This window comes from Pengzhenrongella frigida (assembly GCF_004168625.1).
Lineage (GTDB): Bacteria > Actinomycetota > Actinomycetes > Actinomycetales > Cellulomonadaceae > Pengzhenrongella > Pengzhenrongella frigida.
The window spans coordinates 41,744-63,772 of record NZ_SDWW01000001.1 but is presented as its reverse complement, the minus strand read 5'-3'; the positions used below and the strand labels follow the sequence as shown (position 1 = coordinate 63,772).

The window sequence follows — 22,029 nt, the reverse complement described above, 5'->3', positions numbered from 1 at the left end:
TAGCGGTGAAGAAGTTCGTGAACGACCCCAAGCAGTTCGTCCCCCAGATGCTCAGGGGCATCGCGCTCGCCAACCCGGACACCCTGCGGTACGTCCCGGAGTACAACCTCATCATGCGCGCGGACGCGCCCCGGCAGGACAAGGTGTCGATCATCCAGGGCTCGGGCTCCGGGCACGAGCCGGCCCACGTGATGACGGTCGGCAAGGGGATGCTCGACGGCGCCTGCCCGGGTGACGTCTTCGCCGCACCCCCGATGGACTACGTGTACGAGTCGGTCAAGCTGCTCGCCTCCGACAAGGGCGTGCTGCTGCTGGTGAACAACTACACCGGCGACAAGATGGCCTTCGAGATGGCCCAGGAGATGAGCTCCGCGGACGGCATCAAGGTCCAGACGCTGTTCATCAACGACGACGTCGCGGTCGAGGACTCGACCTGGACGGTCGGCCGGCGCGGGGTTGCGGGCAACTTCTTCGTCATGAAGGCCGTCGGCGCCGCCGCGGAGGCGGGGGCCGATCTCGACGAGGTCGTCCGGATCGGCGAGAAGGTCAACTCCGTGACCCGGACCATCGGCATCGCCCTGACCGCGTGCACCCCGCCGGCCAAGGGCTCGCCGCTGTTCGACCTGGGCGCGGACGAGATCGAGGTCGGCGTCGGGATCCACGGCGAGCCCGGCCGCCGTCGGGCAAAGCTCGTCTCGGCCGACGAGATCGTCGACGAGATGCTCGACGCCGTCGTCCCCGACCTGCCGTACACCTCGGGGGACAGCGTGGCCCTGATGATCAACGGTCTCGGCGGCACCCCGATCAGCGAGCTGTACCTGCTGTTCGGCATCGCCCACGAGAAGCTCGCGGCCAGGGGCATCGCAGTGCGGCGCAGCTACGTCGGCGAGTACTGCACGTCGCTCGACATGGCCGGGGCGTCCCTGACCCTGGTCCGGCTGGACCCGGAGATCGACGCGCTGCTGGACGCGCCGGCGGAGATCGCCTACCGGGTGTTCTGAACGGGCCGGAACAACGTCGCCGGCTGGAACAGCACCGTGACGACGCCGCCCGGGGTCAGCTCTGGCCCTGGGCGGCCGTCATGAAGCGGCGCTGATAGCTGACGACCTGGTTGGTCGACGTGAACCGGGCGAGGTAGCCCGGCTCGGCGGTGAGGACCAGTCGCCGGCTCATGTCCGCGAATTCGTCGCTGGCGAGCAGCCGGTCGATCTCCGGGTAGTTCCGGGGGCCTTCCATCGAGCACACGATCAGTCGGGTGTCGGGCAGGTTGGCCGAGCGCAGCACGCGCAGGTTGTGCCGGACGGCGTCGAGCCCGTCCACCCCCGCGGCGCTCCGCACCTGCCGGTAGGCCACGATCTGCTCAGCCATCTGCCGCGCCTCGGTGAGGTCGAAGTCGGTGTCCGTGCGGGCCAGGTAGTCCTGTTGGATCAGGTAGGTGCGCAGCGAGGCGAGCACGCTCGGGTCTTCCGTCGCGGCGAAGTCGTCGAGCAGGTCCGCCAACCGGGTCGACTGCATCAGGCGGTGCCGGATGAACGCGTTGATGAAGTACGGCCGGGCCTGCAGCGCGAGCTGGGCCTGGTACGGCTCGAACATCAGGGTGAAGTTGACGCGGATGCCCTGCTCGCGCAGTCGGAGGGCGAGGTTGTGCCCGCGGAAGGCGTCGACCGTCGAGGGCTCCCACCAGCGTTGGTCGAGGTGCTTGTCGCTCGAGAGCAGCTGGCCCACGTTGTCCGCGTTGACCGGGCCGGTGTGCGGGACCTTGATCACGATCCGCCAGCGGGAGAGCATCTCGCGGAACTTGTCGACCTCGTCCATGATGCGGGCGAAGTCGGGGTCGAACGGGTTGTTCAGCTCGACGCTGATGTCGCACCCCGGGCCGAGGATCCGGCCGATCTCGGCCATGACCTCGTCGCGGTCCTTGAAGACCCCGCCGACGTTCGCCGCGGGGTTCTTGAGGAACAGGTCGTAGATGATCCCCGGGTTGCACGTCAGGTTCGCGACGAGCCCGGCGATCGGCGCGATCTCGTACGGGTTGGCGCTGTCGGCCGAGAACAGCAGGTTGGTCGGGCGCAGCGCGCCGTCGACGTCGTAGGACAGGTCGCGCACGAGGTCGGCCTCGAGCAGCCCGCCGGACTGGACGGCCCAGGCGATCCGGAAGCCGGGCGGGGTGTGGCCCGCGGGGGTGGCGAAGTAGTCGACGACGTCCTTGAGCTCCGTGGTCACCCCGAGATGGCGCGCCACCCCGCTGAGCTCGAGGAAGGTCGGATAGGTCAGCGGCTGGTCGAGCACCCGCCGCACGTAGGCCTCGTGCCCGACGACCGGGGGGAGGTTCAGGGTGCGGATCCGATAGGTCGGCTGGGCGACGGGGACGTCGGCTCGGGTGCTCATCGTGGCTCCTTCGCCTGGTGGACGAGGACGCGGCTAGAACTCCATCGTGCCTCCGCCGGACCCGCGGCGCGCGCGGGAGTCGCGCGGCGAGTTGCGCGGCAAGTTGCGCGCGAGCACCGTCGCAGCGGGGGAGCGGCTCAGGTCTGCGGCAGCAGGCTGTCGAGCGTGGGCCCGGTGAAGCGCACGTGCAGCCGCACGGTGTTGCGACCGGCGTCCTTGGCCTCGAACAACGCCAGGTCGGCACCGTGGAACAGCTCGTTGGGGGTGACGCCCGACTCGGGGTAGGTGGCGACCCCGCCACTGAGGGTGCACGGGATCGCCTGCCCGGCGATGGGGAGGCCGTCCTGCGCGCACAGGCTGCGGACGTCGTCGGCGAACGCCAGTCCGCAGGCGCCGTCGGTGCCGGGCAGCGCGACGAAGAACTCCTCGCCGCCCCAGCGGGCCACCAGCGCGTCGGCCGGGGCCCGGGCCCGGATCCGCTGCGCGAGGGCGACGAGGGCGTCGTCCCCGGCAAGATGGCCGTGCACGTCGTTGATGGCCTTGAACCGGTCGATGTCGAGCAGGACGACCGCGAGCGGCTCCCCGGTGCGCTCGGCCGCGGTGACCATCTGCCCGAACTGGTCGACCATGTAGCGCCGGTTGTGCAGCCCGGTGAGCGGGTCCCGGCTGGACAGCTCGACGAGGTCCGCGCGGAGCCGGTCGATGGTCTCGACCTGGGCGATCAGGCGCGTGTTGGCGGCGATCAGGCGGCGTTCCTGGGCGTGCGCCTCGGTGACGTCACGCGCGACGAGGACCTCCCCGAGCAGCCTCCCGCGCCGGTCGAGGAGCGGGGACGAGCGCACCTGGAACTCGGTCCGGCCGCCCGGCAGGTCCACGACGAGCTCGGTCGAGGACTGGTCCGAGCCGTGGGCCTCGCCGCAGTACCCCTCGGCGCTCAGCCCGATCAGGTCGTCCGGTGCCTGCGGGTGCACCGCCCGGACGAGCGCGCACGCCGTGATGTTCAGGTCGACGATGCGGCCGGCGGGGTTGACGACCATCACCGCGTCGCCGATCTGGTCGACGATCAGGGCGCGCGCCACGGGCGACAGGGTGAACAGCTCCTGCCGGAAGATCGCGTAGGCCATGATCGCGCCCGTCACGGCGAACCCGAACGGGGTGGGATCGACGTCCTCGTCGAACCCGCTCGCGATGTAGGCCACGTTGGCGGCGATCGGGATCAGGGCGGCGAGGAGGAAGGCGAGCCGCTGCCGCCGGAAGGGTGCCGGGGCGGTCCACCACCCCCAGGCGATCAGCACGCAGCCGGCACCGAACATCGCGTAGCAGTACCCCGTGTGCGACCAGTACGCCGAGCCGTGCAGCCAGGCGGCCGACCCGGTCAGGTCGGTGGCGCCCGGGCCTGCGTACACCCACTCGTGCCAGCGGTTGGTCACCACGGCCGCGGTGATCGCGACCGGTTCGATCAGCAGCCAGAGGAGCAGGGTTCGGTGTGCCCGCCACTGCGGCTGTGCGCAGCTCAGTCCGAGGCAGAAGAACGCGCCGGCCGCGATGCCGGCGGTGGGCAGGATCGCCAACGTCGCGATCGCCGCGGTCTGCTCGTTCGCGCTCGACACCGCGATCGCGTTGGCGACGCACGAGGCCCCGAGCCCCAGCATGACCACCACCAGGGAGCTGGCAAGGGCCGGGTTGTGGGCCCGGCGCGCCCAGGTGAGGCGGGCGATCCAGCCGAAGACGACGGCGGCCGCGGCGTAGGCAAGGCCGACGGGGTCGTGCAGCACCATCGCTCACTTTCAGCTCGGGAACTCCGATCAGTTCACTGGTTATCCCCTGTATCGGCAGGAGGTGCCCCGGGTTGAGGAAACGGGATCCGCGGCATTCGCGGCGCTGGCGCCGGCGGTACCTGGGCGGTGCCCGGAATCACGATGTAGCCGCCCGTGACGTCGCCGAGCACCCGCATGCGCCGGTCCTGGCGGCCCCACAGCCACGCGAGGTAGGCGCAGAGGATCGCGTCGACCTCGTCCTCGATCGCCCCGAGCTGGCTCTTGCGCTCGGCGGTCGCCGCGGCGCGGCGCAGCCCTGCCCACCGCGCGGATCGCGACAGCTGCAGGGGGTCCTCACAGGTGCGCTCGAGGTGGTCGAGCAGCAGGATGAACGCGGCCCGCAGCGAGCCGACGTCGCGCCCGGGCTTGGCCTTGTACGGCAGGACGGTGGCGAGGCCGAACAGCGTGACCATCGCCGGGTGCGGATAGACCTCGATCGCGACGGACGAGCCGGACAAGGGGGTCGTCCCGGGGTCCACGTCCCAGCCGAAGCGCTCCGCGAGCGTGGCGGCGCGCGGTGGGTCGAAGTACGGCCGGGAGCGGTTCGCCGGGTACGCCCCGGCGTGATAGCGACCGAACTCCTGGGCGACGAGCGCCTCGCACACCCGGCGGCCGGTCAGGTTCGGCACCACGAGCGGCGCGTCGATCGCGGCCACGACCTCTCCCGGGGCGTGCTCGGCGACGAAGGCCGCGATCTCGTCGTCGGTCCGGACCGCGCCGGACGCGGTCAGCCGGCCGGCCGGATCGAGCGCGGCCAGGCCCGTGCGGGCGTTGCGTCCCCATGCGAGGTCGAGGCCGATGTACGCCACGGCAGGTCAGCCCGCGAGGTGGCGAGCGACGGTGCTCGCCGTCCAGCGGCCACCGAGCTGGGGGGAGCGGGCCGCGCGGTTGAGCGCGGCGGCGATCGTCTGCAGCGAGGCGCCGTCCCGGTGGAGGCTGGCGATGTGCGCAGCCACGTCGGGCGCAGGTGGGGTCGCGTGCGGCAGGTGCGGGCGGGTCCGGGCCGGTCGGGGTACCCGGTGGCACGCGACCACGACCTCGGCGAGCTCCTCGATCGGCACGGCGGGGGACCACAGGAAGCCCTGGGCCTGCTGGCACCCGTAGCCGCGCAGGGCGGCGTACTCCCCGACGGTCTCCACCCCCTCGGCGATCGAGGTGGCCCCGACGGCGTGCGCGAGGCTGACCACGCTGGCGCAGATCGCCTCGTCGTCGGGGCTGGTCGTCAGGCCGGACACGAAGGCGCGGTCGAGCTTGAGCGCATCGATCGGGTACCGGCGCAGGTAGAGCAGGGAGCTGTAACCCGTGCCGAAGTCGTCGATCGCGATGCGCACCCCGAGCGCGGACAGCGTGTCGAGCGCGACCGCCGCGACCTCGTCGTCCTCCAGGACGGCGGACTCGGTCACCTCGAGCATGAGGCGGCGAGGGTCGAGGCCGCTGCTCTCCAGCGCGTCGCGCACGTGCCGCACGACGTCCGGATGCGTGAGCTGGCGGGCCGAGAGGTTCACCGCGACGTCGAGCCCGGCGGCCGGTCCGGTCATCGCTGCGGCGTCGCGGCACGCGCGGTCCAGCGCCCAGCGGCCGAGCGGGACGATCAGCCCGCTCAGCTCGGCGGTCGGGATGAAGTGCCGTGGCGGGAGCAGTCCCCGTTCGGGGTGCTGCCAGCGGACCAGCGCCTCGACCCCGACCACCCGACCGGTCCACAGGTCGATGACCGGCTGGTAGTGCAGCACGAGCTCGGAGCGGGACAGGGCTGCCTGCAGCGCGACCTCGGTGGCGAGGTCGTCCCCCGGGTGGTCGCGCAGCTCGGCGCTGAACACGCGGACCCGGCCGCGGCCGCGGCTCTTCGCGTCGTACATCGCCGCGTCCGCCGCGAGCATCAGCTCGTCACCCGTCTGCGTGGGCTGCCCGACGACGACCCCGACGCTCGCGGTGATGTTGACCGAGGCGGCCCCGATCTCGAACGGAGCCGTGAGCGACCGGGCGAGCCGACCGCCGAGGATGGCGGCGTCCTCGTCGGAGGCGACGTCGCGCCAGACGGCGACGAACTCGTCCCCCGAGTACCGCGCGAGCGTGTCGCCCGCGCGCATGCAGCTGGTGAGCCGCCGCGCCACCTGCACCAGCAGCGCGTCGCCGGCGGCATGCCCCAGGCTGTCGTTGACCCGTTTGAAGTGGTCGATGTCGATGTACGCGACCCCGACCCCACGGTCGCCGCGGATGCTGTCCACGAGGGCCTGGCCCAGCCGGTCGGCGAGGAGAGCGCCGTTGGGGAGCCCCGTGAGGGCGTCGTGCAGCACCTGGTGGGCGAGGGCGTCCTGCGCGAGGTGCATCGCCGTGACGTCGACGTGGCTGATCAGCGCCCCGGGGCCGCCGTCGACCTCGAGCGGGACGATCCGGACGCTGAACCAGCGCTGCTCGCCGTCGCCGTGGCAGGGGTACTCGCTCTGGTAGCGCTCCGCGTCGCCGGCCAGGACGGCGCGCAGCCCGGTGGCCACGTGCCGCGCGCCGACGGCGCCCGGGCCGTCGATCGCCTGGTCGCACGCCTGCAGGTAGTTGCTGCCGATGCTCGTCGTGGCGGGGTGTCCGCCGTTCTGGCTCGCGAACTGCCGCCAGGCGGAGTTGCCCTCGACGATCTCGCTGTCGGCCCGGACGGTGCAGGTCGGCGCTTCGAGCGCGTCGAGCAGGTGCCACGCGGCTCGCGCGTCCGGCGAACGCACGAGGGGGTCCATGCCGGCGCAGGAAGAACTCGGAGCGGGCACGGCCGTCCTATCGACTGCGGGGCGCGGTTGCTGAGTGGTGCGAAACGGTGGCGGAGTCGTGCGGGGGAGGGCGACCGCTGCGTCGGCCTCGGGCAATGCTAGCCGGGTACCGCGTGGGAGGGTGACCTCCATGAAGCCCCTCGGTACCCCCTACTCGTCGTCGGCCACGCGCGTGATGCTCCTGGGGGCAGGTGAGCTCGGCAAAGAGGTCGTGATCGCGCTGCAGCGCCTCGGGGTGGAGACGATCGCCGTCGATCGGTACTCGCGGGCGCCTGGTCACCAGGTGGCGCACCACGCCCGGACGATCGACATGAGCGACCCGGCCGAGCTGCGCGAGCTGATCCTCGCCGAGCGGCCCGACGTCGTGGTGCCCGAGATCGAGGCGATCGCGACCGCGGTGCTCGCCGACCTGGAGGCCGAGGGGATCGTGCGTGTGGTCCCGACGGCCCGGGCCACCCGGCTCACGATGGACCGTGAGGGCATCCGTCGGCTCGCCGCCGAGACCCTCGCCCTGCCCACGAGCCCGTACCGGTTCTGCGACACCCTGGCGGAGCTGACCGCGGCGATCGAGGGCGCGGGCACTGAGGGCGCGGGCACTGAGGGCGCGGGCACTGAGGGGGCGGGGATCGGGTACCCGTGCATGGTCAAGCCCGTGATGAGCAGCTCGGGCAAGGGGCAGAGCCGGATCGACGACGCCGCTGGCGTGCGGGCCGCGTGGGACCACGCGATGTCCGGCGGCCGGGTCGCCGGCGGGCGCGTGATCGTCGAGGCGTTCGTCGACTTCGACTACGAGATCACCCAGCTCACCGTCCGGGCGCGGGGCGCCGACGGCGAGGTGGGGACGTACTTCTGCGAACCCATCGGCCACCGGCAGGTCGGGGGCGACTACGTCGAGAGCTGGCAGCCCCACCCGATGCCGCCGGTCGCCCGCGAACGCGCGCAGCAGATCGCGCGAGCCGTGACCGAGAACCTCGGCGGTGAGGGTGTGTTCGGCGTGGAGCTGTTCGTCTCCGGTGAGCAGGTCTGGTTCAACGAGGTCAGCCCGCGGCCGCACGACACCGGGATGGTCACGATGGTCACCCAGTGGCAGAACGAGTTCGAGCTGCACGCCCGCGCGATCCTCGGCCTGCCGGTGGACACCGCGCTCAAGAGCCCGGGGGCCAGTGCGGTGATCTACGGCGGGGTCGAGGCGTCCGGCCTCGTGTTCGACGCGGTCGACGACGCGCTGCGCGTGCCGCACAGCGAGATCCGCCTGTTCGGCAAGGGCGAGAGCTTCCCACGGCGCCGGATGGGCGTCGCCCTCGTGCACGACGTCGACGTCGAGGTGGCCCGCGCCGGGGCCCGACGCGCGGCCTCGCTGGTGCGGCCCCGCGCCGTCTGATCGCCGACTGCGCCGGCTCGCTGCGCAGAATCTCATATGGTGGACACCGGATCTTGCACGGTGGTGAACGGGCCGTGACCGCAGAGTGACCGAAAAGTTACGCGGGAGTAACAAAACGCTGCCAGACTCCCGTCACCGGCGTCCGCGCCGACCTCCTGAGCCCGGGTAGGGCTGTGTCATCCCCCGAGAGGATCCTTGTGAAGAACAGCACGCACCGCCTTGTCGGCGCGGTCGCCACGGCCGCCGTCGCCGCACTGGCCCTGAGCGCCTGCGGCGCCGGACGCACGGACGATGCCGCCACCGGCGGATCGGACGACGCCGCAGGCGCCTCGATCCTGGTCGGCACCACGGACAAGGTCACCGCGATCGACCCGGCCGGCTCCTACGACAACGGCTCGTTCAACGTCGAGACCCAGGTCTTCCCGTTCCTCATGAGCTTCGAGCCGGGTGGGGCCGACCTCGCGCCCGACGCGGCCGAGAGCTGCGAGTACACCTCCGACACCGTCTACACCTGCGTGCTGCGGGAGGGCCTGACGTTCGCCAACGGCAACCCGCTCACCGCCTCGACGGTCAAGTTCAGCTTCGACCGCCAGGTCGCGATCGCCGACGCGAACGGCCCGTCGTCGCTGCTCACGAACCTCGAGTCGGTCGAGGCCGTGGACGACACGACCGTGGCCTTCACCCTCAAGGGCGCCAACGACCAGACCTTCCCGCAGATCCTCGCCTCCCCGGCGGGGCCGATCGTGGACGAGAAGACGTTCCCGGCCGATGCGCTCCTCGACGACGACGCGATCGTGGCGGCCGAGGCCTTCGCCGGTCCGTACACGATCTCGTCGTACAAGAAGAACGAGCTCGTGGTCTTCACCAAGAACGCCGACTACGCGGGCGTGCAGGGTGCGGCGAAGAACGACAGCGTCACGCTGAAGTACTACGCGGACTCGAACAACCTCAAGCTCGACATCGCCAGCGGCGAGATCGACGTCGCCACGCGCAGCCTCACCCCGACCGACATCGAGTCGCTGGGCACCACCGACGGCGTCAACGTCATCAGCGGTCCCGGCGGTGAGATCCGGTACGTCGTGTTCAACCTCAACACCCAGCCGGGCGAGACCCCCGAGCAGAAGTTCGCTGTGCGGCAGGCGTTCGCGTACTCGATCGACCGCCAGGAGATCGCGACGCAGGTCTACAAGGACACCTACACGCCGCTGTACTCCTATGTCCCGTCCGGCCTGCCGGGTGCGGCCACGCCGTTCGAGGACATCTACGGCACCAAGCCCGACGTCGACGCGGCCACGAAGGTCCTCGCCGACGCCGGGGTCGCCACGCCGGTCGCGCTCAACCTGCAGTACAACCCGGACCACTACGGCACGAGCTCGGACGCCGAGTACAACGCCCTCAAGCGTCAGCTCGAGGCCACCGGGCTGTTCGCCGTCCAGCTCGAGTCGACCGAGTGGGTCACGTACGCCAAGGAGCGCACGGCCGACGCGTACCCGGCGTACCAGCTCGGCTGGTTCCCGGACTTCTCGGACGCGGACAACTACCTGACGCCGTTCTTCGACGTGGACAACTTCCTCGGCAACCACTTCGAGAACGCCGACATCAGCGCGCTGCTCGCCTCGGAGCGCACGGACGCCGACCCGGAGACCCGCGCCGCGACGATCGAGAAGATCCAGACGGAGCTCGCCGAGAAGTACCTCCCGACCGTGCCGCTGCTGCAGGGCTCGCAGGTGGCCGTGGCCGCCGACGGTGTCGACGGGGTGCAGGACACGCTCAACGCGTCGTTCCAGTTCCGGTACTCGGTCCTCAGCAAGAGCTGACGCACCACGACGTGGGCGGGGGCCGTGCTCGTTGCGGCCCCCGCTCACGGTTCTGGCCGCGGGCGCAGCGCGCTCGAGCGGACCCGCACTGACACGAACGGATCTCATGGCAGTCACCGTCGTCCCCCCCGCCCCGCCCGCACCTCCCGCCACCGACGTAGCCCGCGCGCGGGCTCCGCGCGGTCCGCTGGTGCGGTCGCCGCTGGTCCGGTACCTGCTGGTGCGGCTTGCCCTGATCGTGCCGACGGTGCTGATCCTGGTCACCGTCGTGTTCTTCTTCATGCGCGTCATCGGTGACCCGATCACCGCGTCGCAGGGGGGTCGGCTGTCCGCCGATCAGCTCGCCGAGCGCAAGGCGGCCGCCGGGTTCGACCGGCCGATCCTGCAGCAGTACGCGGAGTACCTCGGCGGCCTCGTGCGCGGGGACTTCGGGACCGCGCTGACCGACCGCCGCGAGATCAGCGAGGTGCTGGTCACCAACGGCGCCGCCACGCTCGAGCTCACCATGTGGGCGCTGCTGGTCGCGTTCGCGATCGGGCTCCCGCTCGGCCGGCTGGCCGCGCGCTACCGCGACCGGCTGCCGGACGTGAGCATCCGGCTGTTCGCCGTGCTGGTCTACGCCGCCCCGGTGTTCTTCGTCGGGCTGCTGCTCAAGCTGCTCTTCTCCGCGACCCTCGGTTGGCTGCCCGCGTCGGGCCGTGCCTCGGCCTCGGTCGAGATCGCCCTGACCAACGTCACGCCGAAGACGAACATCATGATCGTGGACGCGATCCTCTACGGGGACCCCGGGTACATCCTCAACGTCCTCGAGCACGCGATCCTGCCGGCGCTCGCGCTCGGCCTGCTCACCGCCGGGGTGTTCATCCGGCTGATCCGGATCAACCTGCTGGAGACCATGCGGACGGACTACGTCACCGCGGCGCGGGCGCGCGGGGTCTCCGAGCGGGTCGTGGTGCGCAAGCACGCCTTCCGCAACGCGATGGTGCCGGTCGTCACGGTGATGGGCATGCAGATCGCGATGATGCTCGGCGGGGCGATCCTCACCGAGACCACGTTCGAGTGGCAGGGCCTGGGCTACGTGCTCTCGCGGTACCTCCTCGCGCGCGACTTCGTCGCCGTGCAGGGCATCGTCACCGCCATCGCCGTCGTCGTGGCCTTCTCCAGCTTCCTGATCGATGTCGTCAATGCGCTCGTCGACCCGAGGGTGAGGTACTGATGACCGCGATCGTCGTCACCGAGACCAGCGGCCTGACGCCGCTGGCACCCACCCGACGTCGGGGCCTGCCGGGGATGGCGCTGCTGCGCTCGACCCACGGGTTGCAGCGCGGGATGCTCCTGACCGGGCTCACCATCATTGCCGTATTCGTCGTGGTGGCGGTGCTGGCACCCGTGCTCGCTCCGTACGGGTTCAACGTCGACCGGGCCGACGGCGTCGTGTTCGGCACCCAGCAGCCGCCGTCGGCCGCGCACTGGTTCGGCACCACCGTCGGTGGCCAGGACGTGCTGTCCCGGGTGATCTTCGGGGCCCGCACCGCGCTCGCGGTGATCGTGCTGGCCGTGTCGATCTCCCTGCTCGTGGGTGTCCCGCTCGGGGTCGTGTCCGGGTACGTGGGCGGCAAGGTCGACCGCGCGCTGGTGCTCGTGACCGATGCGCTGTACGCGTTCCCGTCGCTGCTGCTCGCGATCGTGGTCGCGATCATGATCACGAACGGGCGGTCCACCCCGCTCGGCGGGATCTTCGCCGCGGCCCTGTCCATCACGGTCGTGTTCGTGCCGCAGTACTTCCGGGTGGTGCGCAACCAGACGGTGTCGGTAAAGAACGAGCCGTTCGTCGACGCCGCCCGGATCACCGGGGCGAGGCCGCGCCGGATCATCTTCCGGCACGTGCTGCCCAACGTCTCGCAGTCCATCCCGGTGCTCGCCACCCTGAACGCGTCCGAGGCGATCCTCACCCTGGCCGGGCTCGGCTTCCTCGGCTTCGGCATCGAGCCGTCGTCGGCCGCCGAGTGGGGGTACGACCTCAACAAGGCGCTGTCGGACACCTCGAACGGCATCTGGTGGACGGGGGTGTACCCCGGCCTGGCCATCGTCCTGGTGGTCACGGGCGTCACGCTCGTGGGGGAGAGCCTGAACGACATCCTCAACCCGATGCTCCGCACCCGCGGCGGGGGTGCCACCACGGCGGACGAGGCCGAGATCGTGGCCGACGACGCCCCCAGCGTGGCCGACGGCGGACCCCGCCAGGCCCACGACAGCCCGCTCGACCCGGATCCCGACGGCCTCGCCGCCGGGGCCCCGCTGACCGAGGAGGCCGGTCGATGACCGCCCCGACCGTGCCCGCCGTCCCCACCGCCTCGACCGGCCCGGCCCGGCCCGTGCTCGCCTTCGACCGGCTCTCGGTCACGTTCGCCTCCGACGCCGGCCCGGTGCGCGCCGTGCGCGAGGTCAGCTTCACCGTCGCCCCCGGCGAGATCGTCGCCGTGGTGGGGGAGTCGGGGTCCGGCAAGTCGGTGAGCTCGCGCGCGCTGCTCGGGCTGCTGCCCGGCACGGCCACCGTCGCCGGGTCGGCCCAGCTCGACGGCGTCGAGCTCACCGGCCTGCGCGGGGAGTCGATGCGCAAGGTGCGCGGGGACCGGATCGCGATGATCTTCCAGGAGCCCGCCACCTCGCTGGACCCGGTCCGGACCGTGGGTTGGCAGGTCGTGCAGGCCCTGCGCGTGCACCGGCCGATGTCCCGCCGCGCCGCCCGCGCCCGCGCCGTCGAGCTTCTCGAGCTCGTGGGCATCCCGGACGCGGCCAGCCGCATCCACTCGTACCCGCACCAGCTCTCGGGCGGACAGAAGCAGCGCGTCATGATCGCGATCGCAATCGCGTGCGAGCCCGAGGTGATCATCGCCGACGAGCCGACCACGGCTCTCGACGTCACCGTCCAGGCTGCGATCCTCGAGCTGCTGCGCGACCTGCGCGACCGCCTCGGCACCGCGATCGTGCTGATCACCCACAACATGGGCGTGGTCGCCGACCTGGCCGACCGGGTCGTGGTGATGTACCGCGGCGAGGTCGTCGAGGAGGCCTCCGTCGCGCAGATCTTCGCTGCTCCCGCGCACCCGTACACGCGCCGGCTGCTCGCCGCGGTCCCGCACCTGGGCCAGGGCCGGTCGCTGAGCGCCGATCCCGGCCCGGCCGCCGTGGCAGCCGCTCCTGGCCCGGCGGTCGTCACCTCCGTTCCCGGTCCGCCCGTCGTCGTGCCGCCCTCGATCCCGGCGCTGGCGGTCCGCGACCTCGTGGTGGAGTTCGCCGGTCGGCTCGGGGCCCCCCGTCTGCGCGCGGTCGACGGGGTCTCGTTCACCATCGCGCCCGGCCAGGTGCTCGGCCTGGTTGGCGAGTCCGGATCGGGCAAGACGACGGTGGGGCGCACCACGGTGGGCCTGGTGCCGGCCGTGAGCGGCAGCATCGAGGTCTTCGGCACGGATCTGCGGACCGCCTCGCCCCGGGTGCTGCGGGACCTGCGTCGGCGGTTCGGGTTCGTGTTCCAGGACCCGTCGGCCTCGCTGAACCCGCGGTCCAGCGTCGGGGCAGCCATCTCCGAACCGCTCTCGGTGCACGCGGTGGGGTCGGACGCCTCCCGCCGACGCCGGGTGGCGGAGCTGCTCGAGGCGGTGGAGCTGCCCGCGTCCTTCGCCCGTCGCTTCCCGCACGAGCTCTCCGGCGGCCAGCGGCAGCGCGTCAGCTTGGCCAGGGCGCTCGTGCTGGGGCCGGACCTGCTGATCGCCGACGAGCCGACCAGTGCCCTCGACGTGTCGGTCCAGGCGACCGTGCTGGCCCTGTTCCAGCAGCTCCAGACCGAGATGGGCTTCGCTTGCCTGTTCATCAGCCACGACCTCGCCGTCATCGACCTCGTCGCGCACGATGTCGCGGTGATGCGTACCGGGCGGCTCGTCGAGGTCGGCACGACCGCCGCGGTCCTCAATGCGCCCCAGCACGCGTACACGCGGGCCCTGCTCGCGGCCGTGCCCGTCCCGGATCCGGCGGAACAGGCCGATCGCCGCCGGCGGCGGGCCGACCTGGTCGAATCGACGCGCGGGTGACCTGAGTCGGTCCGCAGGTAGGCTCGCGGCGCGAACGTCGCGGGCGAAGGCTCAAGTCGACGGTTCGCATACCGATGTGAATGATGGTTGCCGCAGTCGCGTCGACCGCTCGAGCCTGGTTCGCAGAAGGCCGCAGACTAGGGAGTTGTCGATGGCCCCACGAGGCGTCGCTCCCCGTTCGGCCGCAGCGGGGACGATCCGGGGGCTCGGTGCCGCCGTCTGGTGGATCGTCGGGGTGGGCTCCGTGTGGATCCTCTCCCTGCCCGGTTCTCAGGACAGCAGCCAGGTCCGATCGGCTGTGGCGATCACGCTGACCCTCTTCTTCGTCGCCCAGTTCGTGCGCCTGCTCGTCGCGGCCGTCCACCACCCGAGCCGGCGGCTCTCGCTCCTCTTCCTGGCGGCGGGCATCGCCTTGTGGGCCGGCGGCGCCGCGATGGTCAGCGCCAGCCAGGCAGTGACGGCGGTGACGTTCCCCGCACCCGGCGAGGTCCTCTACCTGGCCTCGTACCTCGGGATGGCGGCGTTCCTCCTGCTCGACGTGCCCCGCCGACGCCTGCCGACGGCCGCGGTCTGGCTCGAGGCGGCCGTGGTCTGCGGGGCCGCGATCTGCCTGGCCGGCTTCGCGCTCCTCACCCCGCTGTCCGGGACGTTCTCGCGGGGCGGTCTGCAGCTGCTCCTCGCGATCCTCTACCCCCTGATCGACCTGATCCTGGCCACCCTCGTGCTCGCCCAGATGATGCTGCGGATGCGTGATCACTCCCGACGCACCCTCACCCTGGCTGCGGGCTTCCTCGGTCTGGCGGCGGCCGACACCACGTTCATCTCCAGCCTCTCGGCCGGTTCGTACTCCTCGAGCCTCCTGCTCGACGCGATCTGGGGCTTCAGCTTCATCGCCATCGTCAGCGGGGCGATCTCGTGCCCGACGCCGATCGTGGCCCGCCCCATCGAGCGCCAGAACATGGGGGTGCTCCCCGTCGCCGGTGCGCTCGCGGTCACCGTGCTCGTCCTGCACCCTCCGGGCGGGATCGGGATCTACATCATGTTGCCGGCGATCGTCACGCTCGTGAGCGCCGGGGCGCGCATGATGCTCGCGCTGCGCGAGGCGCAGGGGGCGGCCGAGGCCATGCGGCTGTCGCTCACGGACGAGCTGACCGGGCTGCCCAACCGCCGGGCCCTGCTCGCGGCGGCCGACGAGGCCCTGCGGGACGGGTCTCCGCTCGGGTTCATGCTGCTCGACCTCGACGGCTTCAAGGACATCAACGACAGCCTGGGCCACGCCGTCGGTGACGAGGTCCTCAAGACCCTGGCGAACCGGATGCGGGCTGCGCTCGACCCGGACGTCCTGGTCGCTCGGCTGGGAGGGGACGAGTTCGCCCTGCTCGCTCCCGGTCATGACGAGCTCCGGTTCTTCGAGATCGCGCAGCTGGTGCGCGTCGTGCTGCAGTCCCCGCTGCGGGTCGACTCGATCGACCTCTCGATCGATGCCTCGGTGGGCATCACCGTCCGGGAAGCGGCCGACACCTCCTCGACCGAGCTGCTGCGCCGGGCCGACATCGCCATGTACGAGGCCAAGCACTCCCGGGCCGGGGTGCTGCACTTCGACACCTCCCAGGACGGTTTCTCGCGGCAGCGGTTGCGGCGCGGCGAGGACCTGCGCCAGGCGATCGCCGAGGACCAGCTGGTCGTCTGGTACCAGCCGCAGGTGGACGCGCGCACCCGCCAGGTGGTGGCCATGGAAGCGCTCGTCCGCTGGCAGCACCCCACGGAGGGGCTGCTCTCGCCGATCGCGTTCCTGCCGGACGCTCGCCGGTCCGGTCTGATGCCGGCGGTGACGGAGACGGTGCTGCGCCGCATGCTGGCCGACACCCGTCGTTGGGTGGACCTGGGGTTCACGTTCCGGGTGGCGATGAACTGCGCCCCGCCGGAGCTCATCGGCGATCAGCTGCTGCCGGTGCTGTTCCAGGCGCTCGACGATGCCGGGCTGCCGGGCGACAGCATCCTCATCGAGGTGACCGAGGACTCGTTCCTGTCGGACCCCGAGCGGGCGCGCGAGGCGCTGTACGACCTGCGCGCGCACCACGTCCAGGTGTCCATCGACGACTACGGCACCGGGTTCTCGTCGCTGGCCTACCTGCGGGACCTGCCGGTGCAGGAGCTCAAGATGGACAGGTCGTTCGTCTCCACGGTCGTCACCGACGAGCGGAGCCGGATGATCGTGCAGACCACGACCCACATGGCGCACGCACTCGGCCTGCGGCTGGTCGCCGAGGGCGTCGAGGATGCGGCCACGGCGGCGGAGCTGATCCCGCTCGGGGTCGACGTCTTCCAGGGGTATCAGATCGCCCGGCCGATGCCTGCTGACGAGGTGGCGGCCTGGGTGCGGCGCTGGTGCGCCGAGCACGGAGTCCCCGGCCTCGACGGGCTCGATGCCGTTCCCGGCACGGCGCGCCGGTCGGAGCCCGGACGGACCCGGGGCAGAGGGACCGGCTGGTCAGCTGCGCCCGACCAGGGTTGATCGCGCCGCGAGGACGGCCAGGGGAGAGGCCACCGGCTGCCCGACCGGAGCCGCGGACCCACGAGAACCCAGCCGGAAGCCGGCCAGGCTCGGGACCGCGACGCCGTCGAGGCCGATCCCGAGGGTGACCAGGCGGTAGGAGTCGGGGAACTGGCGACGCTGGTTCTCGACCATGGGGGTGAAGTGCGCAAAGACCGGGGTGCTCGACGCCGAGCCCAGGTAGGCCGCCGTGCTCGTTCCCGGCAGCGCGCGCATCACGATCCCGACGGACCCCAGCAGGCGGCGGACCCGCTCGTCCAGGATGGCCACGAACGAGGTCACCCGGTTCGCGCGGGCCACCGTCATCAGGCCGTGGTAGAGCGCGAGCGAGAGCCGCAGCCCGCTCGCCGCCGTGCCGCGCCGCACCCCGAGGGTCGCGATCTCCCAGGTGGTCCCGAGGTCGAGGCCGACCGCGGCGCTCGCGCGCGTCCCGTCGACACCCCAGGGCTCGTCGCCGATGTCGGTGAGCGTCTTGAGCCCGGCCGCGCCCCCGGGGACGAGCAGCCGGACCGCACCGAGGACCTCGTCGTGGGAGTCGGCGATGACGAGGAAGACGGAGCTGTCCTCGTACGGGCCGTACTCCGCGTCGAGCTGCTCGCGGGTGTTGCCGAACCACCGCAGGAACACCTCGGCCTCGCACTCCCGGGCGGAGGCGAGCAGTGCGCCCTGCGCGCCGAAGTACATCCGGGTCTCGGCCGCCATCAGAACTCTTTGAAGACCACGTCGGTCGCCTCGAACCACTCCCGGGTCAGGTCGACCACGGCGGCGGCGGAGAAGGCCTTGCAGGCGTACACGTCGACGCTGAAGAACAGGCGGGGGACGTCCCAGGCGTAGAAGTGCGCGCCGGAGGTCTCCCAGTGGATCCACCCGGCCCACCCGTAGAGCGGGGACTGGTGCGTCACGGGCTCCATCAGCGCGACCATGTCGATCGTCTTCGACAGGGTCGACAGGTACGCGGTGATCGAAGCGGCGTCGATCGGCTCGCGGCAGAGCCCTTCGACGACGAGTCGCTGTCGGCAGATCTCAGGGGCCAGGTCTCGCACGTCATCTCCAGCTGTTTCACGTCCGGGCCGCGCGGGCGTGGTACCGGGGGGCTGCGCCAAATACTCCCATCGTTTGGGTGGGCGTCGAACCATCTGTCCCTTTCGTTCCCAGGTGTTGCGGCGTCATTGCCTCGCGCAGAAATTGCCGTGCTCTTTGTACCGCGGGTAGGGGATCCTCGGGTCGGGACGTATGACCCACAGGGAATCCCCAGGTCGCACTCAGGGAGAGATCAGGGTCGGGTCAGGGCCATCCCCGATGCCGTGCGGGTCGGTCACTCGACATGCTCGTCAAGGCACCACAGAACGCCCACCTTCTCGCGCAGCACCGAGTCAGACAGGACGAGCATGACCACGCAGAGCACCGCACTCCTCGCCGGCGACACCCAGACGGACGGCCGGTCCGCCAGCGAACCGGCCGGACGCGGGTCCGTGATCGCCTCCGCGCGTGGCCTGGTCAAGACCTACGGTTCCGGGGACACCGCCGTGCAGGCGCTGGCGGGGATCGACGTCGACTTCGTGCGCGGGGAGCTGACGGCGATCATGGGGCCGTCGGGGTCGGGCAAGTCGACGCTCATGCACTGCATGGCCGGGCTCGACACGGTCACCGCGGGCACCGTGGTGATCGACGGCGAGGACGTCGGCCGGATGAACCAGCGGCAGCTGACGCGGTTGCGGCGCACCCGGCTCGGGTTCATCTTCCAGGCGTTCAACCTGGTCCCGACGCTGACGGCGGCGGAGAACATCACGTTGCCGCTGGACATCGCCCGCCGCCCGGTCGACCGGACCCACTTCGACGCGATCGTGGCCGCCGTCGGGCTGGCCAAGCGGTTGCACCACCGCCCGAACGAGCTGTCCGGGGGGCAGCAGCAGCGGGTGGCGTGCGCTCGGGCGCTGGTGGCCAAGCCCGCGGTGATCTTCGCCGACGAGCCGACCGGGAACCTGGACTCGAAGTCCTCCGCGGAGCTGTTGGGGTTCCTGCGCCGGTCGGTGGACGACCTCGGCCAGACCGTGGTGATGGTCACCCACGACCCGCGGGCGGCGACCTACGCGCACCGGGTGCTGTTCCTCGCCGACGGCCTGCTGGTCGGCGAGCTCACCAACCCGACCCAGGCCTCGGTCCTGGAGGTCCTCGGCTCGCTCGGCGCGAACGACCTCGCGGCCGACGACGAGTCGGGCGTGGCTGCCACCTCGGTCGGTCACTGATGGGCCGCGTGGCCCTGCGCGGGATCCGCGCCCACCTGGTCCGGTTCATCCTGTCGGTCCTCGCCGTCACCCTCGGGGTGGCCTTCGTGGCGGGCACGTTCTCGCTGCGCACCATGATGTCCTCGACCTTCAGCGGCATCGTCGACAGCTCGATGACCGGTGATGCGTACGTGCGCGGCAGCGAGCTGTCGGCCGCCTCCGACGTGGGCGACACCCGCAACCTGATCCCGGCCTCGCTCGCGCCGACCCTCGCCGACATCGACGGGGTCGACCTGGCCCTGCCCGAGATCTCCGGCGCGATCGTGCTGGTCGGTTCCGACGGCACCGCCGTGACCAGCACGCAGGCGCCCAGCTTCGGGACGGCGCTCGACCCGGACGACCCCTCGGTCACCGTCGTGGCGGGCCGGCTGCCGCGGTCGGCGGACGAGATCGCCCTGGAGTCCGAGACGCTCGCGTCCTCCGGGCTGGCGGTGGGGGACCTCACCCAGGTCGTCCTCGGGGGCGAGGTGCGCGACGTGACGGTCGTCGCCGACGTCTCGATGGGCGCGCCGATGGCAGGGGCGACGATCGTGTTCCTCGACGTTCCGACCGCGACCGCGGTGTTCGCGGCGGACGGTCAGGTGCCCATGATCTCCGTATACGCCGCCCCGGGGGTGTCCGAGACGAGCCTCGTCGACCGGCTCGCCCCCGTGCTGTCCGCCGGCAGCGCCGAGGCGGTGTCCGGGGACTACATGCGCGACCAGGCCCGAACCGACATCGAGAGCATGCTCGGGTTCGTCCAGACGTTCATGCTGGTCTTCGCCGGGATCTCGCTGTTCGTCGGGGCGTTCATCATCTCCAACACGTTCTCCATGTCGGTGCGCCAGCGCATGCGCGAGTTCGCCCTGCTGCGTGCGGTGGGCGCGTCCCCGTCCCAGGTGTTCGCCTCGATCCTCATCCAGGCCGCCGTCGTGGGCCTGCTCGGGTCCGCGCTGGGGATCGCGGCCGGGCTCGGCCTGGTCTCGCTGCTGCGGATCGCGTTCGAGCAGATGGGCATGGACCTGTCCGGGAGCATCCCGCTCAGTGCCGGCACCGTGGTCATCTCGCTGGTCATCGGCACCGTGGTGAGCATCGTCGCGGCCGCGCTGCCCGCGCGGCGGGCGGCCCTGACCGCGCCGGTCGAGGCCATGCGCGACGACGTCGCAACGACGGACAAGTCCCTGCGGGTGCGCGCGATCGCCGGCACGGTCATCGTGGCTGCCGGTGCGGCCGCGCTCCTCGCCGCGCTCGTGCGGCCGGAGACCGACGGCGCGACGATGCTCGGGCTCGGCGCCGGCGGGCTGGTGGTCGGCGTGCTGGTGCTGGCACCGGTCATCGCACGCCACACGCTCGGCGTGCTCGCCGCGGTGTTCGTCGCGGCGGTCAGACCGCTGGGCCGCCTGGCCCGGGGCAACGTCATCCGCAACCCGCGGCGCACCGCCAACACCGCCGGCGCGCTCATGATCGGGATGGCCCTGGTGGGGGCCGCCTCGGTCCTGGCCGCCTCGGCGACCGCCTCCACCCGCGCCATCGTGGAGGACGGCTGGATCTCCGACTTCTCCGTGCAGTCGGCCACGCAGGCGGTACCGAGCGGTGCCGTCGCGGACGTCCGGGGACTGGCCACGGTCGGCTCCGTCGACGAGGCGAGCTACGGCTCCGCGCACGTGAGCGGACCGGGCGAAGCCACCACGGCGGCGGAGTCGATGATCGTGGTCTCCCTCCCCCCGGAGGCGTTCGGGCGCACGGTCGACATCGACGTGACCGACGGTTCGTTGGCCACCCTCGCGGACGGCGAGCTCGCGGTGCAGAAGGCGACGGCCGAGGATCTCGGCTGGCAGGTCGGCGACCAGGTCACCCTGGCCGCAGAGGCGGGGTCGGTGACGGCCCCGGTGGGCGCGATCATCGACACCCAGATGATCAGCGCACCGATCATCGTCTCCGACGCCCTGCTCGCCCAGGTCATCCGGCCGGCCGACACGACCGTCGAGATGCTCCTGGTCACGGCCGCGCCTGGTGCCGGGCTCGGGGCCCTGCGGGCCGACCTCGTCGAGGTCGCCGCCCCGTACGTGGTGCTCTCGGTGCTCGACGCCGAGGACTTCGCCGCCGAGCTCGCCAACCAGGTCAACCAGATCCTGGTGATCTTGTACGCGTTGCTCGGGCTGTCGATCGTGATCGCGATCCTGGGCATCGTCAACACCCTGGCCCTGTCGGTGATCGAACGGACCCGCGAGATCGGGCTCATGCGCGCCGTGGGCCTGGGTCGGCTCCAGCTTGCCGGGATCGTCACCATCGAGAGCGTCCTGACCGCGGTGTTCGGCACCGTGGTGGGCGTGGTCGTGGGGGTGAGCGTCGCGGCGGTCATGCCCACCGTGTTCGCCGACTCCGGGCTCACCACGTTGGTCATCCCGTGGGCCCAGCTCACCGCGATGCTCGCGCTGGCTGCCGTCGTCGGGGTCCTGGCCGCCCTGTGGCCGGCCCTGCGCGCCGCCCGCCTGCCCGTGCTCGACGCGGTCGCCTCCGACTGATGATCGGCCGGCGGGCGGGGGCCGCGGCGCTGGCAGGCCACGGCCTGATGCACCTCGTGGGGGTCGTGCTGCTGTGGCGGCTCGGCGAGCCGGGTTGGCTGCGGTTCGCCGACGTGAGCCCGACCCCCGGGTCGCCGGCCGGGCTGGCGGTCGGGGTGCTGTGCCTGGTCGCCGCGGCCGCGTTCGTCGCGGCCGCGGCCGGGGTGCTCCTGGACCGTGACTGGTGGCACCGCGTGCTGCTCGGGGCCGTGGTCGTGAGCTGCGGTGCGCTCCTGCCGTCCGCGTCGAGCGCGGCAGCCGGACTGGTCGTCGACTGGATCGCCCTGGTCGTCGCGATCATGGCGGGGGCCCGGGTGGCCCGGCCCGCTGCGGCGCGCGACCAGTCGTCGGCCTGACCAGCCACCGACCAGCCGGCGGCCGGCCGGCGGCCGATCGGCCA

The 22,029-nt window shown here is 71.8% G+C and carries 16 protein-coding genes; 10 read left to right on the top strand and 6 right to left on the bottom strand.

All coding sequences use genetic code 11. From position 1 onward, the window contains the following. The first annotated feature begins 5 nt into the window (after window positions 1–5). Complete coding sequence (gene dhaK / locus EUA98_RS00260; protein WP_130100662.1) at window positions 6–1,001, top strand: dihydroxyacetone kinase subunit DhaK; 996 nt, start codon at window positions 6–8, stop codon at window positions 999–1,001. Window positions 1,002–1,056: 55 nt separating this feature from the next. On the opposite strand, the gene EUA98_RS00255 is transcribed toward dhaK, so the two are convergent. From EUA98_RS00255 to EUA98_RS00240, 4 genes are all read right to left on the bottom strand, one after another. Then, window positions 1,057–2,388, bottom strand: a complete 1,332-nt coding sequence (locus tag EUA98_RS00255) for a transaldolase family protein (RefSeq protein ID WP_130100661.1) — start codon at window positions 2,386–2,388, stop codon at window positions 1,057–1,059. Between the two features lie 137 nt (window positions 2,389–2,525). Then, on the bottom strand, window positions 2,526–4,163 hold the full coding sequence (locus EUA98_RS00250; protein ID WP_165372661.1) for a histidine kinase N-terminal 7TM domain-containing diguanylate cyclase: 1,638 nt from the start codon (window positions 4,161–4,163) through the stop codon (window positions 2,526–2,528). Window positions 4,164–4,198: 35 nt separating this feature from the next. Further along, a complete protein-coding gene (locus EUA98_RS00245) occupies window positions 4,199–5,014 on the bottom strand; it encodes a DUF429 domain-containing protein (RefSeq protein ID WP_130100659.1) in 816 nt (271 codons plus the stop codon). Window positions 5,015–5,020: 6 nt separating this feature from the next. Further along, the gene (locus tag EUA98_RS00240) at window positions 5,021–6,919 is read right to left on the bottom strand and encodes a putative bifunctional diguanylate cyclase/phosphodiesterase (protein WP_165372660.1); all 1,899 of its coding nucleotides are present in this window, start codon (window positions 6,917–6,919) and stop codon (window positions 5,021–5,023) included. A 172-nt stretch (window positions 6,920–7,091) separates the two neighbouring features. On the opposite strand from EUA98_RS00240, the gene purT reads away from it, so the two are divergent. The 6 genes from purT (at window position 7,092) to EUA98_RS00210 (ending at window position 16,762) form a co-directional block, all read left to right on the top strand. After that, window positions 7,092–8,342 (top strand): formate-dependent phosphoribosylglycinamide formyltransferase, encoded by a 1,251-nt coding sequence (gene purT, locus EUA98_RS00235; RefSeq protein WP_130100657.1) that lies wholly within the window; start codon window positions 7,092–7,094, stop codon window positions 8,340–8,342. 197 nt (window positions 8,343–8,539) lie between these two features. Then, entirely contained in the window at window positions 8,540–10,159 is a 1,620-nt protein-coding gene (locus tag EUA98_RS00230; protein WP_130100656.1) for an ABC transporter substrate-binding protein, read from the top strand. 106 nt (window positions 10,160–10,265) lie between these two features. Then, window positions 10,266–11,375 (top strand): ABC transporter permease, encoded by a 1,110-nt coding sequence (locus EUA98_RS00225; protein WP_130100655.1) that lies wholly within the window; start codon window positions 10,266–10,268, stop codon window positions 11,373–11,375. After that, window positions 11,375–12,481, top strand: a complete 1,107-nt coding sequence (locus EUA98_RS00220) for an ABC transporter permease (RefSeq protein ID WP_130100654.1) — start codon at window positions 11,375–11,377, stop codon at window positions 12,479–12,481. Before EUA98_RS00225 ends, EUA98_RS00220 begins: the two co-directional genes overlap by 1 nt. Continuing rightward, window positions 12,478–14,247 carry an ABC transporter ATP-binding protein gene (locus EUA98_RS00215; RefSeq protein WP_130100653.1) on the top strand — a complete coding sequence of 590 codons (1,770 nt, stop codon included), beginning with the start codon at window positions 12,478–12,480 and terminating at the stop codon, window positions 14,245–14,247. Before EUA98_RS00220 ends, EUA98_RS00215 begins: the two co-directional genes overlap by 4 nt. 151 nt (window positions 14,248–14,398) lie before the next feature. Next, on the top strand, window positions 14,399–16,762 hold the full coding sequence (locus EUA98_RS00210; RefSeq protein ID WP_165372659.1) for a putative bifunctional diguanylate cyclase/phosphodiesterase: 2,364 nt from the start codon (window positions 14,399–14,401) through the stop codon (window positions 16,760–16,762). Here the strand turns inward: EUA98_RS00210 and EUA98_RS00205 are convergent. Then, the gene (locus tag EUA98_RS00205; RefSeq protein ID WP_130100651.1) at window positions 16,739–17,503 is read right to left on the bottom strand and encodes a hypothetical protein; all 765 of its coding nucleotides are present in this window, start codon (window positions 17,501–17,503) and stop codon (window positions 16,739–16,741) included. The two genes, EUA98_RS00210 and EUA98_RS00205, sit on opposite strands and share 24 nt — an antisense overlap. After that, window positions 17,503–17,844, bottom strand: a complete 342-nt coding sequence (locus tag EUA98_RS00200; protein ID WP_130100650.1) for an S-adenosylmethionine decarboxylase — start codon at window positions 17,842–17,844, stop codon at window positions 17,503–17,505. The genes EUA98_RS00205 and EUA98_RS00200 overlap by 1 nt, the downstream gene beginning before the upstream one ends. A 345-nt stretch (window positions 17,845–18,189) precedes the next feature. Here EUA98_RS00200 and EUA98_RS00195 point away from each other — a divergent pair, with 345 nt between their 5' ends. From EUA98_RS00195 to EUA98_RS00185, 3 genes are read left to right on the top strand one after another with little or no spacing between them, the layout of a single operon-like run. Beyond that, window positions 18,190–19,047: an ABC transporter ATP-binding protein gene (locus tag EUA98_RS00195; RefSeq protein WP_130100649.1), complete on the top strand. Its 858-nt coding sequence runs from the start codon at window positions 18,190–18,192 to the stop codon at window positions 19,045–19,047. Further along, complete coding sequence (locus tag EUA98_RS00190) at window positions 19,047–21,590, top strand: ABC transporter permease (protein WP_130100648.1); 2,544 nt, start codon at window positions 19,047–19,049, stop codon at window positions 21,588–21,590. The genes EUA98_RS00195 and EUA98_RS00190 overlap by 1 nt, the downstream gene beginning before the upstream one ends. Beyond that, window positions 21,590–21,985 carry a hypothetical protein gene (locus EUA98_RS00185; protein ID WP_130100647.1) on the top strand — a complete coding sequence of 132 codons (396 nt, stop codon included), beginning with the start codon at window positions 21,590–21,592 and terminating at the stop codon, window positions 21,983–21,985. The genes EUA98_RS00190 and EUA98_RS00185 overlap by 1 nt, the downstream gene beginning before the upstream one ends. Window positions 21,986–22,029: the final 44 nt, after the last annotated feature.

Bases quoted from the DNA above. Each gene is read 5' to 3' on its own strand.
- EUA98_RS00210 (WP_165372659.1), top strand. From the start codon at position 14,399: ATGGCCCCACGAGGCGTCGCTCCCCGTTCGGCCGCAGCGGGGACGATC.
- purT (WP_130100657.1), top strand. From the start codon at position 7,092: ATGAAGCCCCTCGGTACCCCCTACTCGTCGTCGGCCACGCGCGTGATG.
- EUA98_RS00190 (WP_130100648.1), top strand. From the start codon at position 19,047: ATGGGCCGCGTGGCCCTGCGCGGGATCCGCGCCCACCTGGTCCGGTTC.
- EUA98_RS00220 (WP_130100654.1), top strand. From the start codon at position 11,375: ATGACCGCGATCGTCGTCACCGAGACCAGCGGCCTGACGCCGCTGGCA.
- EUA98_RS00255 (WP_130100661.1), bottom strand. From the start codon at position 2,388: ATGAGCACCCGAGCCGACGTCCCCGTCGCCCAGCCGACCTATCGGATC.
- EUA98_RS00195 (WP_130100649.1), top strand. From the start codon at position 18,190: ATGACCACGCAGAGCACCGCACTCCTCGCCGGCGACACCCAGACGGAC.
- EUA98_RS00215 (WP_130100653.1), top strand. From the start codon at position 12,478: ATGACCGCCCCGACCGTGCCCGCCGTCCCCACCGCCTCGACCGGCCCG.
- EUA98_RS00205 (WP_130100651.1), bottom strand. From the start codon at position 17,503: ATGGCGGCCGAGACCCGGATGTACTTCGGCGCGCAGGGCGCACTGCTC.
- EUA98_RS00185 (WP_130100647.1), top strand. From the start codon at position 21,590: ATGATCGGCCGGCGGGCGGGGGCCGCGGCGCTGGCAGGCCACGGCCTG.
- EUA98_RS00225 (WP_130100655.1), top strand. From the start codon at position 10,266: ATGGCAGTCACCGTCGTCCCCCCCGCCCCGCCCGCACCTCCCGCCACC.